The sequence below is a fragment of the Curtobacterium poinsettiae genome (assembly GCF_047226435.1).
Classification (GTDB): domain Bacteria; phylum Actinomycetota; class Actinomycetes; order Actinomycetales; family Microbacteriaceae; genus Curtobacterium; species Curtobacterium poinsettiae.
The window spans coordinates 2,336,516-2,351,094 of the sequence record NZ_CP178434.1; the positions used below are offsets into that span (position 1 = coordinate 2,336,516).

At 72.5% G+C, this 14,579-nt stretch carries 11 protein-coding genes; 5 read left to right on the top strand and 6 right to left on the bottom strand.

Going from position 1 to position 14,579, the window contains the following annotated elements; all coding sequences use genetic code 11:
* Nucleotides 1-57: 57 nt before the first annotated feature.
* From secA to mtrA, 6 genes are all read right to left on the bottom strand, one after another.
* Complete coding sequence (gene secA / locus ACL00U_RS10970; protein WP_017888818.1) at nucleotides 58-2,838, bottom strand: preprotein translocase subunit SecA; 2,781 nt, start codon at nucleotides 2,836-2,838, stop codon at nucleotides 58-60.
* A 171-nt stretch (nucleotides 2,839-3,009) separates the two neighbouring features.
* Complete coding sequence (hpf, locus tag ACL00U_RS10975; protein ID WP_017888817.1) at nucleotides 3,010-3,726, bottom strand: ribosome hibernation-promoting factor, HPF/YfiA family; 717 nt, start codon at nucleotides 3,724-3,726, stop codon at nucleotides 3,010-3,012.
* Between the two features lie 159 nt (nucleotides 3,727-3,885).
* Nucleotides 3,886-4,548, bottom strand: coding sequence for a ComF family protein (locus ACL00U_RS10980; RefSeq protein ID WP_156463840.1), 663 nt, complete (start codon nucleotides 4,546-4,548; stop codon nucleotides 3,886-3,888).
* Between the two features lie 97 nt (nucleotides 4,549-4,645).
* Nucleotides 4,646-6,328 carry a GerMN domain-containing protein gene (locus ACL00U_RS10985; RefSeq protein ID WP_017888815.1) on the bottom strand — a complete coding sequence of 561 codons (1,683 nt, stop codon included), beginning with the start codon at nucleotides 6,326-6,328 and terminating at the stop codon, nucleotides 4,646-4,648.
* Nucleotides 6,328-8,034 carry an MtrAB system histidine kinase MtrB gene (mtrB, locus tag ACL00U_RS10990; protein WP_017888814.1) on the bottom strand — a complete coding sequence of 569 codons (1,707 nt, stop codon included), beginning with the start codon at nucleotides 8,032-8,034 and terminating at the stop codon, nucleotides 6,328-6,330. The genes ACL00U_RS10985 and mtrB overlap by 1 nt, the downstream gene beginning before the upstream one ends.
* 5 nt (nucleotides 8,035-8,039) lie before the next feature.
* Nucleotides 8,040-8,714 carry an MtrAB system response regulator MtrA gene (gene mtrA / locus ACL00U_RS10995; protein ID WP_017888813.1) on the bottom strand — a complete coding sequence of 225 codons (675 nt, stop codon included), beginning with the start codon at nucleotides 8,712-8,714 and terminating at the stop codon, nucleotides 8,040-8,042.
* A gap of 331 nt (nucleotides 8,715-9,045) precedes the next feature.
* On the opposite strand from mtrA, the gene ACL00U_RS11000 reads away from it, so the two are divergent.
* Genes ACL00U_RS11000 through ACL00U_RS11020 form a run of 5 tightly spaced genes read left to right on the top strand, consistent with a single transcriptional unit; the run spans nucleotide 9,046 to nucleotide 14,576 of the window.
* On the top strand, nucleotides 9,046-10,305 hold the full coding sequence (locus tag ACL00U_RS11000) for a glycerophosphoryl diester phosphodiesterase membrane domain-containing protein (protein ID WP_412873395.1): 1,260 nt from the start codon (nucleotides 9,046-9,048) through the stop codon (nucleotides 10,303-10,305).
* The gene (locus tag ACL00U_RS11005) at nucleotides 10,302-10,943 is read left to right on the top strand and encodes a DUF4129 domain-containing protein (RefSeq protein WP_056070922.1); all 642 of its coding nucleotides are present in this window, start codon (nucleotides 10,302-10,304) and stop codon (nucleotides 10,941-10,943) included. The genes ACL00U_RS11000 and ACL00U_RS11005 overlap by 4 nt, the downstream gene beginning before the upstream one ends.
* Nucleotides 10,940-12,211 carry a DUF4350 domain-containing protein gene (locus ACL00U_RS11010; protein ID WP_307361818.1) on the top strand — a complete coding sequence of 424 codons (1,272 nt, stop codon included), beginning with the start codon at nucleotides 10,940-10,942 and terminating at the stop codon, nucleotides 12,209-12,211. Before ACL00U_RS11005 ends, ACL00U_RS11010 begins: the two co-directional genes overlap by 4 nt.
* Nucleotides 12,212-12,216: 5 nt before the next feature.
* On the top strand, nucleotides 12,217-13,224 hold the full coding sequence (locus ACL00U_RS11015; RefSeq protein WP_412874068.1) for an AAA family ATPase: 1,008 nt from the start codon (nucleotides 12,217-12,219) through the stop codon (nucleotides 13,222-13,224).
* The gene (locus tag ACL00U_RS11020) at nucleotides 13,224-14,576 is read left to right on the top strand and encodes a DUF58 domain-containing protein (protein ID WP_017888808.1); all 1,353 of its coding nucleotides are present in this window, start codon (nucleotides 13,224-13,226) and stop codon (nucleotides 14,574-14,576) included. Before ACL00U_RS11015 ends, ACL00U_RS11020 begins: the two co-directional genes overlap by 1 nt.
* The last annotated feature ends 3 nt before the right edge of the window (nucleotides 14,577-14,579 follow it).

Genomic DNA, 14,579 nt, shown 5'->3' on the forward strand with positions numbered 1-14,579 from the left:
GGCGCCGCCACGGGCCTCCGATCCGGCAGGCGGCACGCATCGCTCGCGCGCGGGACGCTAGTTCTTCTTGGTGGCCTGTCGACGCTCGGCGCGGTTGCTCGCCGCAGCCTGACCGGAGGCCGTGGCCGCGTTGCCGAACGCGGAGCCCTGCTCCGGCTCGGCAGCCGCTTCGGCCTCGGCCTGGGCGCGCTGCGCACGAGCGGTGGCGGCCTGCTCGAGGCGTCCCTTCTCGTCGCGGACCTCGACCTCGCCGTCGATGGACGGTGCCGAGTACTCGAGGCCGGAGACCTCGTCCTCGCCGAGCCCCTTGGCCTCGATGACCGCGTTCTCGCCGTCGGACTGCACCTGGACCTCGAGGTTGAACAGGTAGCCGACGGACTCTTCGCGGATCTGCCCCATCATCGTCTGGAACAGTGCGTAGCCCTCGCGCTGGTACTCGACCAGCGGGTCACGCTGCGCCATCGCGCGGAGGCCGATGCCGTCCTTCAGGTAGTCCATCTCGTACAGGTGGTCGCGCCAGCGGCGGTCGATCACCGAGAGCACCACACGACGCTCGAGCTCGCGCATCGCCTCGTCGCCGAGGAGTTCTTCACGCTGCTGGTAGGCCAGCTTGGCGTCGGAGAGGATCTCGCGGGCCAGGAAGTCACGCGACGCCTTGCCCTTCGAGCCGGCCTCGGTGATGACCTCGTCGATGGAGATCGAGATCGGGTAGAGGGTGCCGAGCTCGGTCCACATGGCGTCGAGGTCCCAGTCGTCCGGGGAGCCTTCGCCCGTGTGGGTGTCGATGACGTCGTCGATGACCGCCTTGAGGAACGCCTGCGCGCGGTCGTGCAGGTCGTCGCCCTCGAGGATGTGGCGGCGGTCGCTGTAGATCGCCTCACGCTGACGGTTCAGGACGTCGTCGTACTTCAGGACGTTCTTGCGGATCTCGGCGTTGCGGCCCTCGACCTGAGACTGGGCGGACCGGATCGCGCGGCCGACGAGCTTGTTCTCGATCGCCAGGTCGTCGGGGACGTTCGAGCGGCCCATCAGGCTCTCGGCGGCACCGGAGTTGAACAGGCGCATCAGGTCGTCGGTCAGCGACAGGTAGAAGCGGCTCTCGCCCGGGTCACCCTGGCGGCCGGAACGACCACGCAGCTGGTTGTCGATGCGTCGCGACTCGTGGCGCTCGGTGCCGAGCACGTACAGGCCGCCGACTGCGCGGACCTTGTCGCCCTCTTCCTCGACCTCGGCCTTGACGCGGGCGAACACGTCGTCCCACGCGGCTTCGTACTCGTCGGGGGTCTCGGTCGGCGACAGGCCCTTCGCGTGCATCTCCTGCACGGCGAGGAACTCCGCGTTGCCACCGAGCATGATGTCGGTACCACGACCGGCCATGTTCGTCGCGACGGTCACGGCGCCGAAGCGACCGGCCTGGGCGACGATCGCGGCTTCACGGGCGTGGTTCTTCGCGTTGAGGACCTCGTGCTTCACACCCTGCTTGGCGAGGAGCTTCGACAGGTACTCGGACTTCTCGACGCTCGTGGTACCGACGAGGACGGGCTGGCCCTTCTCGTGACGCTCCGCGATGTCCTCGGCGACCTGCTCGAACTTCGACTTCTCGTTCTTGTAGACGAGGTCCGTCTGGTCGATGCGCTGCATCGGCTTGTTCGTCGGGATGGCGACGACGCCGAGCTTGTAGGTCGACATGAACTCGGCCGCCTCGGTCTCGGCGGTACCGGTCATGCCGGAGAGCTTCTGGTACAGGCGGAAGTAGTTCTGCAGCGTGACGGTGGCGAGGGTCTGGTTCTCGGCCTTGACCTCGACGCCTTCCTTGGCCTCGATCGCCTGGTGGATGCCCTCGTTGTAGCGGCGGCCCATCAGGATGCGGCCGGTGTGCTCGTCGACGATGAGCACCTCGCCGTTCATCACGACGTAGTCCTTGTCCTTCTTGAACAGGGCGACGGCCTTGATGGAGTTGTTCAGGAACGAGATGAGCGGGGTGTTCGCCGACTCGTACAGGTTGTCGATGCCGAGGTAGTCCTCGACCTTCTCGATGCCGGGCTCGAGGACGCCGACGGTGCGCTTCTTCTCGTCGACCTCGTAGTCCTCGCCCGGGGTCAGGCGCGTGGCGATCGAGGCGAACTCGGTGAACCACCGGTTGGCCTCGCCCGACGACGGACCGGAGATGATGAGCGGCGTCCGGGCCTCGTCGATGAGGATCGAGTCGACCTCGTCCACGACGGCGAAGAAGTGGCCGCGCTGCACCATGTCGGAGGCCTGCCACGCCATGTTGTCGCGCAGGTAGTCGAAGCCGAACTCGTTGTTCGTGCCGTAGGTGATGTCGGCGGCGTACTGCTCGCGACGCTCGGGCGGGCTCTGGTTCGCGATGATGCAGCCGGTGGTCATGCCGAGCGCGCGGAAGACGCGGCCCATGATCTCGGACTGGTACGAGGCCAGGTAGTCGTTGACCGTGATGACGTGCACGCCGCGCGACGGGATCGCGTTGAGGTACGCGGCGGTCGTCGCGACGAGGGTCTTGCCCTCACCGGTCTTCATCTCGGCGATGTTGCCGAGGTGCAGGGCCGCGCCACCCATGAGCTGCACGTCGAAGTGCCGCATGCCCAGGGTGCGCTTCGCGGCTTCACGCACGGCGGCGAACGCCTCGGGCAGGAGGTCGTCGAGGGTCTCGCCGTTGGCGTACCGCTCGCGCAGCTCCTTGGTCTCGCCGTGGAGTTCCTCGTCGGTGAGGCTCGAGAAGTCGTCCTCGAGGTCGTTGATGGCCGAGGCGTACGCCTTCAGCCGACGGAGGGTTCGTCCTTCGCCGATGCGGAGGACCTTCTCCAGCACGTTTGCCACGTGAACTCCTTACGGGGTCGTCGCGCGCGACCTGCACGCCCGATCGACCAGTCATGCTAGCAACCCGCGAACGCTCGGCGCTGTGAGCGCCGCGGCTGCCGCGGACACGGGTGTGCGCGGCCCGCGAACGGACCGCGCACACGGAGCGGAACCGGAGGCTCCGCGAGGACGTCAGGCGATCGCCGCTGCGCGCTCCGCGTCGGAGTCCGCCGTGGCCGAGGCCTGCGCCTGGCCGGCGGGCACCTCGTCGATCCCGATCACGCCGTAGTCCCAGCCCTTCCGTCGGTAGACGACGCTCGGACGACGGGTCTCCGCGTCGAGGAACAGGTAGAAGTCGTGCCCGACGAGTTCCATGTGGTAGAGGGCGTCGTCGACCGTCATCGGGGCGGCCTCGAACACCTTGTGCCGGATGACGACCGGGCTGTACACCTCGTTCTCGTCCTCGGCGGTGTCCTGGTCGACGACCGGGACCGCACCGGTCGCGACCTCCTCGATGAGCTTGCCGTCGGCGGGGACGACACCCATGCCGTCGAACGCACTGCCGGCGGCCTCGGCGACCGAGGTGGGACGGTGGCGGCCGTGGTGCACCTTGCGGCGGTCACGCGCCCGACGGAGGCGCTCCATGATCCGCGCGAAGGCGAGGTCGAAGGCGGCGTACTTGTCCGACGCCGCGGACTCGGCCCGCACGAGCGGCCCCGGCCCGATCAGCGTGAGCTCCACGCGGTCCTCGCCCTGGCTGCCGCTCGACTTCTCGTGGTGGCGGCTGATGCGCACCTCGAAGGCGAGGGCGCGGTCGGCGAGCACGTCGATCTTCTCGGACTTCTGCTCGACGTAGGTGCGGAAACGGTCGGTGACCCCGACGTTCCGGCCCGTGATCGTCACGTCCATGTGGCGGCTCCCATCCAGTGTCGGCGCGTCGCCTCCGTCCGGCGACCCGAACGCCTTGCCGCGAGGCTAGACCCGGCGCACCCTCGGCGTCACGGGGCGTCGGCGAGTCTGTCGGACACTCACCGGACGCACAGTGGACACCGGGTGTTCACGGAGCCGTCAGTCGTCGACGCTCGCCAGGGCGACGCAGCGCACCACCCGACCACCCGCCGACCGCACGGCGCGGACACCCTCGGCCATCGTCACGCCGGTCGTGACGACGTCGTCGACGAGCACCACGTGGCGGCCGGCGACCCCGACCGCGCGCAGGGTGCCGACGGTGGCGGCGACCCGCTCCACCGCCGATCGTTCCTTCTGCCCGGGCCCCGCACCCCGGCGTCCGGCCCGGGTCCGGACGAGCCGCCCCGTCCGCCGGACACCGCCGCGGGCGAGCAGGAGCACCACCGGGTCGAACCCGCGGCGCCGGGCACCCGCACGGGACGGCGGGACGCGGAGCACCACGGTGCCGTCCGGTGCCGCGGCGAGCGCCGTCCGGACGAGTGCACCGAACCGGCCACCGAGCGGACGGGCGACGTCGACCCGGCCGCGCAGCTTCAGCTCGAGGACCAGGGTGCGGACCAGCCCCTCGTACTCGAAGGCGGCGTCGAGCCGGACGCCGGCGACGAGCCGGACGCGCCCGGGGCGTGCGTCGAGCGCCGCGCGGCACGGCGGGCAGAGTGCGCGGTCCGGGCGGCCGCAGCCCAGGCAGGCGACGGGGAGGAACAGTCCGAGCACGGCGAGCAGGGCGTCACGCCACGGGGTGGGGGCGTCGTCAGGGGGCACGACCACGATCGTGGCGGTGACCGGACGACGGCGGTGGGCCGGTGTGCCGGGCTGTGGACGGGCCTCCAGGCCGGGTGCGGTGTGGAGGAGGGTGCCGTCAGCGCTGGACGCCGAGCACGTCGGCGGTGACGCCCGTCGTGTCCCAGCCACCACCGGTGGACTGCAGGACGTCACCGCTCGACATCCGGAGCAGCAGCGCCCCGCCGCTGCCCCCGCTGATCGCGGTCGCACGACCGTCGGGCTTCGGCAGGGTGCTCGACTTGCCGCCGATGGTCGTGCGCACGATGTTCGGGCCGCTGGTGGTCTGTCCGACCGAGGCGACGTCGGTGTCGTTCACCCACGTGGCGTCCACGGCGGTGCCGCTGGCGGCCTGCACCCGGACGGGGGCACCGAACGAGGTGGGTGACCGGTCGGACCCGCGGATGATCGCCATCACGTACAGGCCGGGCCCGTCGGCGGTCTCGATGAGCGCGAGCGCCCTGGTGGAGTCGCGGGACACCTGGAACGACACGAGGTCGCCGCGCGGCAGGGTGGTGCGGACCTCGTGCGGGTCGCCGCCGAGGCCGTACGCGGTGATGCGGCGGGTGTCGGACTGTTCTCCGACCCACACGAAGCCGAGGTCGTCGACCGCGGGGGCGACGAGGTCCTCGCGCGCGTCGACGCGCAGGCGGTCCTTGCCGCGCACGACGACCGCGCCGTCCCGGTTGCCGACGGCCGCGGTGGTGCCGGATGCCGACAGGGCGATCGAGGTCGGGTCGAGGCCGGCGATCGCCGCACCGACGCCGCTGCCGAGTTCGGCGACCTTGCCGGTGCCCGAGGCTGCGTAGCCGACGACGCCGTCGTGTTCGACCAGCGGTCTGGGGTCGACGTCGGGGTTCTGCTGGGCGTCCGCTCCCCCGGAGTCCGGCACCGACAGCGTCGCGCCCTCGATCGTCATCGACACCGACGAGATGGTGGCGACCGAGGCGAGGGACTTGCTGAGCTGTTCGCGCATCCGGACCTTGTCGATGGTGCTCGCGCCCAGGGCGTCCCTCGACAGGTCGACGAGGGCCGTGCCGCTGTCGATCGTCACCGCGTTGAGGGACAGTTGGGTGCCCTCCGGGAACGACGAGACGACGGCCCCCTTCAGCCAGTCGGCGGGGCCGGCGAGCAGGGCGCTGGCGATGCGGGTGCTGGTGGAGGACCGGGCGAGGAACCAGCGCTGGTCGGGCACGAGGAAGCGGTAGGTGGGGTCGTAGAAGTACAGCGCGTGCGGCTGGAACACCGACTCGAAGCTGACCGGCGACAGGATGATGCCGTCCGGGGCGTAGGCGATGCGCCACTCGCCGTCCTCGCGGACGAACTGGAACGTCAGCGTCGACGAGGTGGGGCGGACGGCCTGGGTGTACTCCCCCTCGGCGTCCACGGTGGCGCTGGCCGTCATCGTGTACGTGAGCTCACGGTCGTCGGCGCGCTCGACGGTGCCGCTGCCGTCGCGGATCGTGACGCCCTGCCGCGGGTTCCACCGCTGGGCGAAGTCGTCCGCCAGGAACTGCCGGGCGATCGCGTAGTTGTCCTGGGCGCCGGTGGCCGCGGCGATGAACCCGCGGAGGATGGCCGTCTGGTCGGATCCGGTGATCGGCTTGTCCGGCCGGAAGTCGACGCCCGAGAGCGACTCGTCCTTGATGGTCTGCCCGGTGCGCACGGCGCCGTCGGTGGGGATCGCTGCGCAGGCGGTGACCGCGAACAGGCTGACCGCGGCGAGCGCGACGACGAGGACGTGGCGGATCCGGTGGCGCATCAGGACTCCTCTCGCACGGCGCGGGGGCCGTCGTACGACTCGTCGAGTTCGGGCAGCGGGATGGCCGAGGTGGCGGTCGTCCCCTGTTCGTTGCGGGGCAGGGTCAGCACGAACGTCGACCCTTCGCCCGGCCGGGACCACACGTCGATGCGGCCACCGTGGAGCTTGGCGTCGCCGAGGCTGATCGCGAGACCGAGCCCGGTGCCGCCGATGGTGCGCTTGCGGCTCGGGTCGGCGCGCCAGAAACGGTCGAACACCCGTCCGGCGTCCTCCGGCGGCATGCCGACCCCCTGGTCACGGACGGCGATGGCGACGGTGCGCGCATCGCTGTCGACGACGACCTGCACGGGCTTGGCGTCGCCGTGCTCGATCGCGTTGCCGACCAGGTTGCGGAGGATCCGGCGGACGCGCTTGGCGTCGAGCCGCATGGTGGTGTGGCCGCCGGGCGTGGCGAGCTGCAGGTCGATGCCGGCGCGTTCGGCCAGCGGCCGGAACTCGTCGACGATGTCCGCGGCGATGGACGCCGGCACGACGGGCGCGGTGTCGAGCTGGACCGCCTGGGCGTCGTAGCGGGAGATCTCGAGCAGGTCGGCGAGGAGCAGTTCGAAGCGCTCCACCTGGGCGTGCAGGAGCTCGGCGGACCGACCGACCGACGGTTCGAACGCGTGCCGGGAGTCGTAGAGCATGTCGCCGGCGAGCCGGATCGTGGTGAGCGGGGTGCGGAGTTCGTGCGAGACGTCGGAGACGAACCGCTGCTGCACGCGCGAGAGCTCGGCGAGCTGGGTGATCTGGCGGCTGACCGCCTCGGCCATGCCGTTGAAGCTCCGCGCCAGGGTCGCCAGGTCGTCCTGGCCGCGCACCGGGATGCGTTCGTCAAGGCGACCAGCGGCGATCTTCCGGCTCGTCTCGGCGGCACCGCGGATCGGCACGACGACGAGCCGGACGACGAGCGAGGTGACCAGGGCGATGAGCACCATGAGCGCCACACCGCCGATGGACAGCGTCTGGGACACGAAGTCCAGGGTCTGCTGCGCGTCCGAGAGGTCGTAGACCAGGTAGAGCTCGTACTGCCCGGCGCTCGGGATCTGCAGGGTTGACCCGACGGCGAGCCCCGGCACGCGGCGCCCGTCGTCGTCGAGCTGGACGGGCTGCAGGCTGAGTCGACCGGTGTTCTGCCCCACTTCCTTCCGCAGGTCGTCGGTGATCACCGCGTCCGGGAAGTCCTGGCTGGCGATGGTCTGCAGCGTCTGCGGGGTGGACTGGCCCGGGCTCCGCTCGATCGCGATGCTCGTCCCGCCGGGGCTCGTCGTGTTCGACAGGATCGCCTGCTGCGCCTCGTTCTGCAGGGTCTCGAGCTCGGACTGGTTGTTGTCCTCGGCCGCGGTCGCCGCGTCGAAGATCCCCTGGGCGACGATGGTGGCCCGGGCCGACTCCGACTCGATCTGGTCACGGCGCTGCGAGTAGACGTTCGTCGAGATGCTCACCATGACCGCGGTGCCGATGATCCCCACCGCGAGCCCCGTCGTCATCACGGTGATGGCGACCGAGCGGAACATGAGCGAGCGCCGCCACAGGTACGCGATCGGGCGCCAGCCCCGTCGGAGCCAGCGCCGCATCCGGCGACGGCCACGGTCGACGACACCGATCGAGACCGTGGCGCCGCTGACACCGCGGGCCGGGCCCGACGGGCGCGTCGAGGGCGGCACGGTGCTCAGGCTCCTCCGGCGCGGTACCCGACGCCGCGCACCGTGGTGACGGTCTTCGGGTTGTCCGGGTCGTGCTCGATCTTCGCGCGGAGCCGCTGCACGTGGACGTTCACCAGCCGGGTGTCCGCCTTGTAGTGGTAGCCCCAGACCTGTTCGAGCAGCATCTCGCGGGTGAAGACCTGGTTGGGCTTCTCGGCGAGCGCCCGGAGCAGGTCGAACTCGAGCGGCGTGAGCGCGATCACGGTGTCGCCGCGGCGCACCTCGTGCCCGGCGACGTCGACCGTGACGTCGCCGACGTGCAGCACGGTGGCGTCGGATGCGCTGGGCCGCAGTCGGGTGCGGATGCGCGCGACGAGCTCCTTCGGGTTGAAGGGCTTCACGACGTAGTCGTCGGCACCGTTCTCGAGCCCGAGGACGACGTCGGCGGTGTCGCTCTTCGCGGTGAGCATGATGATCGGTGTGCCGCTCTCGGCACGGATGCGCTTGCACACCTCGATGCCGTCGATGCCGGGCAGCATGACGTCGAGCAGGACGAGGTCCGGCTTGGTGGCGTGGAACGCGTCGACGGCGTCGTTGCCGTCGGCGCTGAACTCGGGTTCGTACCCCTCGGAGCGGAGCACGATGCCGATCATCTCGGAGAGGGCCTGGTCGTCGTCGACGACGAGGATGCGCGGTGTCATGTGATCTGGACTCCGGGTGGCGTGCGGGAGTGCCGTGGTCGGCACGTGTCCCCACACGATAGCCGAGGCCCCGCCGCGCGGGGTTTTCCGACAGGATGGGGGTGGGACGTGCATCGCTGGCACGGTCCGACACGACGAGGGGGCTGGAGTCATGTCCGATTGGCACACACCGGGCGGTGGGCAGCAGGGTGCGCCGACACCGCCGGCGTCCGGACCGACACAGGGACCCGGACCCCAGCCAGGAGGCCCGCCCCGCTTCTCGGTGCCGCCGCAGCCCGCCCCGGGGTCGGGTCCGGGGCGACCGGGCGGTCCGTCCGGCGGCTCGCGTCCGGTGATCCCGCTGCGCCCGCTCGGTCTCGGCGACGTCCTGGCCGGCGCGTTCACGGTCTTCCGTCGGAACGCCCGCGTGCTGCTGCTCTGGAGCGTGCTGCTGAGCGGTGTGCTCGGCCTGCTGTCGACGCTGGCCAGCACGTTCGGGCAGCAGGCACTGCAGTCGCGGATGTTCTCCGCCCTCGACGGCGGCAGCGGCGCCGGCTCGGTGGCCGCGGGCACGCTGACGCTCACGGCGCTCATGTCGATCGGGCTGCCCTTCCTCGCCTACCTCGGTCGCGGGTTCCTCGTCGCGCCGGTCGCCGCGGACACCGGGCAGCGGGTGCTCGGCCGCCGCGCCACGTTCCGCGGGCTGTGGGCGCTGCTGGCCGGACGCCGCTGGCCGGTCGTCGCGTGGATGCTCGTGCAGACCGCTGCGGGCGTCGTCATCGCGATCGTCGCCGGGCTCGTCTTCTTCGGGGTCTTCGCGACGATCGGTGCCGCCGGCTCCGGGACCGGCTGGTTCGTGCTGGCGCTCGTGCTCTTCGTGCTCGGGCTCGGTGTCGTCGTCGTGTGGCTCGGCATCCGCTTCGTGTTCACCGTCCCGACGATCGCGCTCGAGGGCCGACCGGTCTTCGCCGCTGCCGCCCAGTCGTGGCGCCTGACCCGCGGGGCCTTCTGGCGGACCTTCGGCATCCTGCTGCTCGTGCAGCTGATGTTCGGCTTCGCGGCGTCGATCGCGTCGATCCCGCTCACCGTCGGCACCGTGCTCGTCGGGGGCACGTTCGACCCGCTCGGGCAGACCGGCGGTCCGTCGGGCGCCGGCGCCGGTGCGGTCATCGCGATCGTCATCGGCAGCCTGCTCGCGATGGCGGTGCAGTGCATCACCGACGTCCTGAGCGCGTCGGTCACCACGTTCCTGGCCATCGACCGGCGGATCCGCACCGAGGCCCTGGACCAGCAGATCGCGTCGCACCTGGACTCCGGGCAGCCGACCGACCCCTTCGCGCCGTCCCAGCCCGTCGCGCGGCCGCCGTGGCCCCCGCAGCAGCAGTGGGGCGGCCAGCAGTGGCAGGCGCAGCAGCAGCAGTGGCCGGGGCAGCAGCAGTGGTCCGGGCAGCAGCAACCGCAGTGGCAGCCCGCACAGCAGCAGCAACCGCAGTGGCACCCCACCCAGCAGCCGTGGCAGTCGGGGCAACAGCAGCAACAGCCGCAGTCCCAGTCGCAGCAGCCGCCCTGGCAGCAGGGTCCGGGCCAGTCGCCGCCGAACGGCAACGCGTGACGGCGGTCGACCCGGACGAGGCGCGTCGTCTGCTCGAACGCGAACTCGACCGGTCCGCCTACGACGGTGCCCAGCCGACGTGGTGGGACCGGGCCTCGCGGTCCTTCCTCGACTGGCTCGGCTCGCTCCGCGCCGACGGTCTCGACTCCCCCGCCGCGGCCCGCACCGCGCTGGTGATCGCGATCGTGGTGCTCGTCGCGGTCGTCGTGCTCGTCGTCGTCGCGCGGGGGCTCCCCCGACGGCGCGCCCGGGCTGGCGACGGCGACACCGGCGGGGTCTTCGACGCCGACGACCTGCGCTCCGCCCGCGAACTCCTCGAGGCGGCCCAGGCCGCAGTGCGCCGCGCCGACTGGTCGGCAGCGGTGCTGGACGGCTTCCGCGCGATCGCCCGCGGACTCGGTGAGCGCGACCTGGTGCCCGACGTGCCCGGTGCGACCGCCCGCACGATCGCCGCACGCGGCGCCGTGCCGTTCCCCGCGTCAGCCGGTGCGCTCGACGCCGCGGCGACGTCCTTCGACGCGGTCCGGTACCTCGGCGCCGAGGCCGACCAGGACACCGCCCTCCGCGTGCTCGACACCGAGCAGACCGTCCGACAGGCCCGCCCGGCGCGGGTCGAGGCACCGGTGGTGCCGGCATGACGGCCGACACCGCCACCCGGACGAGCGCCGCCCCGGCCTCGGCCCCGGCCTCGGCTCCGGCCTCGGATCCGGCTTCCGGTCCGGCCGAGGGACGCCGGTTCCGCTTCGGTTTCTGGGTCGTGATCGTCCTGGTCGGGGTCCTGCTCGCCGCCCTGACGGCGGTCGTGCAGGGCACCGAGAAGGGCGCACCGCGCGCACTCGACCCGACCTCGACGACGGCGAGCGGATCCGCCGCCCTGGTGCGCGTCCTCGAGCAGCGCGGCACCGCGGTCACCGTGACCGACACCCTCGACGGCACCGGCGCGATCGACGGCGGCACGGTGTTCATCGACGACGCCGACGGCGCGCTCGACCCCGCCGTCGCGGAACGGATCGCGCGCACCGCCCGGCACGTCGTGGTCGTGGGGACGAGCGGCGCCGGCCTCGACGCGCTGCTCGGCTTCCCGATCGACCCGCCCGGCCAGATCGACGGCGACGCCACCGTCTCGACGACCTCGTGCGGGATCCCCGCGGCGGCCTCGGCAGCGCGGGTCACGACCGCAGGCTCCGGGTACACCGTGCAGGACGAGAGCGCCGAGCGGTGCGCGCCGACCGGTGCGGGCGACTCCCGCGTCTGGGGCCTCGTCCGCACCACCACCCCGGGCGGTGACGTGACGCTGGTCGGCACCACCTCGGCGTTCCGGAACGACACCATCGCCACCGCCGGGAACGCCGCGCTGGCCCTCGGGCTGCTCGGCGGCGACGAGCGGCTCGTCTGGTACACCCCGACGGTCGGGACACCCGACGCCGCTCCGACCCTCGGCGAGCTCGCCCCGCCGTGGGTGCCGAGTGCCCTCGCCCTGCTCGCCCTCGTCGCCGTGGCTGCGGGCGTCTGGCGTGGTCGGCGCCTCGGCCCGCTCGTCGTCGAGCGGTTGCCCGTCGTCGTCCGGGCCGCCGAGACGACCGAGGGACGCGCCCGGATGTACGCCCGCACGCGGGACCGCACCCACGCGCTGGACACCCTGCGCGTCGCCGCCGTCCGACGGATCGCCCGGCTGCTCGGGCTCCCCCGCTCCGCCCACGTCGACGAGGTCGTCCGCGCCGCTGCGCAGGCGACCGGCATCCCGCACACCCGTGTCGGCGCCGTGCTCGTCGGCGGGACCACCGACGACGACCGCGCGCTCGTCGACGGCACCGCGGCGCTCGACGACCTCGAACGCGCCGTCCGCCGGGTGACCTCCGGCGACCACCCGACCTCTGACCCCGACCGACCAGGAGCACGACCGTGACCGACCTGCCCCCTGCCACCACCGAGCACGCCGCGGCGGAGCCCGACCACTCGAGCGCCGCCGGCACCGACCTGCGCGACGCGTTCGGCCGGGTCCGCACCGAGGTCGCCAAGGCCGTCGTCGGCCAGGAGGGCGCGGTCTCCGGCATGATCGTGGGCCTCCTCGCCCAGGGGCACGTGCTGCTCGAGGGCGTCCCCGGTGTCGCCAAGACCCTGCTCGTGCGCAGCCTCGCCGCCGCGATGACGCTCGACACGAAGCGCATCCAGTTCACGCCCGACCTGATGCCCGGCGACGTCACCGGATCGCTCGTCTACGACGCGTCGACCGGCACGTTCCCGTTCCGCGAGGGCCCCGTGTTCACCAACGTCCTGCTCGCCGACGAGATCAACCGGACGCCCCCGAAGACCCAGTCGGCCCTGCTCGAGGCGATGGAGGAACGCCAGGTCAGCGTCGACGGCGACGCCCGTGCGCTGCCCGACCCGTTCTTCGTCGCCGCGACGATGAACCCGATCGAGTTCGAGGGCACGTACACGCTCCCCGAGGCGCAGCTCGACCGGTTCCTGATGAAGCTGACCCTCGACATCCCCCCGCGTGACGTCGAGTGGCAGGTGCTCCGACGCCACGCCGACGGGTTCGTCCCGCGCGACGTGCGGTCGGCCGGCATCACCCCGGTGGTCGGCGTCGACGAGGTCGTGCGGGCGCAGCGCGCAGTCCGCGGCGTCGGTGCCCGCGACGACGTGCTCGCCTACATCGTCGACCTGGCCCGGGCCACGCGTCAGGCGCCCTCGGTCCGGGTCGGCGTCAGCCCCCGTGGCGCGACGGCCCTGCTCGCGGCCGCGAAGGCCTGGGCGTGGCTCACCGGCTACGACGCGATCACCCCGGACCACGTGCAGGCGATGGCGCTGCCGGTCTGGCGGCACCGCCTGCGGGTCGCCGCGGACGCCGAGCTCGAGGGCGTCGGCGCAGACGGCGTGCTCCAGCAGGTGCTCGAGCAGGTGCGGGTGCCGATCTAGTGGCGGTCTCCGGTCGGTTCGTCGCGCTCCTCGCCGTCGCCCTCGTCCCCACCGTGCTGCTCGGCAGCGGGTGGGCCGGTCTGGCGTGGGTCGGGGTGGTGCTGCTCGCCGCCGTGCTCGACGTCCTGCTCGCCGCCGACCTGCGCCGGGTCCGGGTGGAACGCCGGATGCCGCGGCTCGCCCGACGTGACAGCACCGCCGACGGCACGCTCGTGCTCGCGAACGACGGGACCCGGACGGTCCGTGGCGTGGTCCGCGACATGTGGGAGCCGTCGGCCGGCCACCGCCCCCGGCGGATCCGGATGACGGTGCCCGGCGGGGAGCGACGGACGGCGCGGATGCGCTTCACACCGTTCCGCCGCGGCCGACGTCGCACCACCGGGGTCGCCGTGCGGTCCTTCGGCCCCCTGGGCCTCGCGGCGCGCCAGCGGGTCGTGGCAGCACCGGGCGAACTCGTCGTCACGCCGCCCTTCCGGTCGCGGCGGCACCTGCCGTCACGCCTGGCACGGCTCCGCGAGCTCGACGGCGAGACCACCCTGCAGCTCCGCGGGCACGGCACCGAGTTCGACTCGCTGCGCGACTACGTCCGCGGTGACGACGTGCGCTCCATCGACTGGCGGGCGACCGCTCGGCGACAGGACCTCGTCGTCCGCACGTGGCGGCCGGAGCGTGACCGGCGCGTCGTCGTCGTGGTGGACGCGGGGCGAGCGGGTGCCGGCCGTGTCGCCGACGAGCCACGGCTCGACACGTTCATCGAGTCGGCGCTGCTCCTCGGCGCGCTCGCTGCCGCCGCCGGTGACCGGGTCGACCTGGTCGTCCTCGACGACACCGCGCACGACCGCGTGCACGGCGCCACCCGCACCGACGTCGTGCAGCGCTTCGGCGAAGCACTCGCGATGGCCGAACCCGGGCTCGCCGCGACCGACTGGGCGTCCGTGCCCGCACTCGTCGACTCGATCACGACCTCGCGCGCACTGGTCGTCCTCGCCTCGAGCCTGGACTCCGTCGGTGGCTCGGGTGACCTGCTCGCCGTGCTCCCCCGGCTGTCCCGGCGGCACGCGGTGGTCGTGACGAGCATCGAGGACCCGGCCGTCGAGCGGATGGCGCACGGCGGGGTGGACCCGACCACGTCGATCCGCACCGCGCGGGGCGGACGGGTGCCGGGCCTCCCCACCGGCGCGGAGCGCGACGTCTACCGACGCGCCGCCGCGGAACGCACGCTGCTCGACGCGGACGGAGCGGCCGACGTCGCACGCCGATCCGGCGCCGAGGTCGTCCGTGGCGCGCCGGCGGACGTCCCGCCGCTCGTCGCCGACGCCTACATCCGGGCGAAGGCCTCCGGCCGACTCTGAACC

What these genes read in the sequence shown, in the direction of transcription:
- hpf (WP_017888817.1), bottom strand. Translation starts at nt 3,726, where the DNA reads ATGGACGTGACGATCACGGGCCGGAACGTCGGGGTCACCGACCGTTTC.
- ACL00U_RS10985 (WP_017888815.1), bottom strand. Translation starts at nt 6,328, where the DNA reads ATGCGCCACCGGATCCGCCACGTCCTCGTCGTCGCGCTCGCCGCGGTC.
- mtrA (WP_017888813.1), bottom strand. Translation starts at nt 8,714, where the DNA reads ATGACACCGCGCATCCTCGTCGTCGACGACGACCAGGCCCTCTCCGAG.
- ACL00U_RS11010 (WP_307361818.1), top strand. Translation starts at nt 10,940, where the DNA reads ATGACGGCCGACACCGCCACCCGGACGAGCGCCGCCCCGGCCTCGGCC.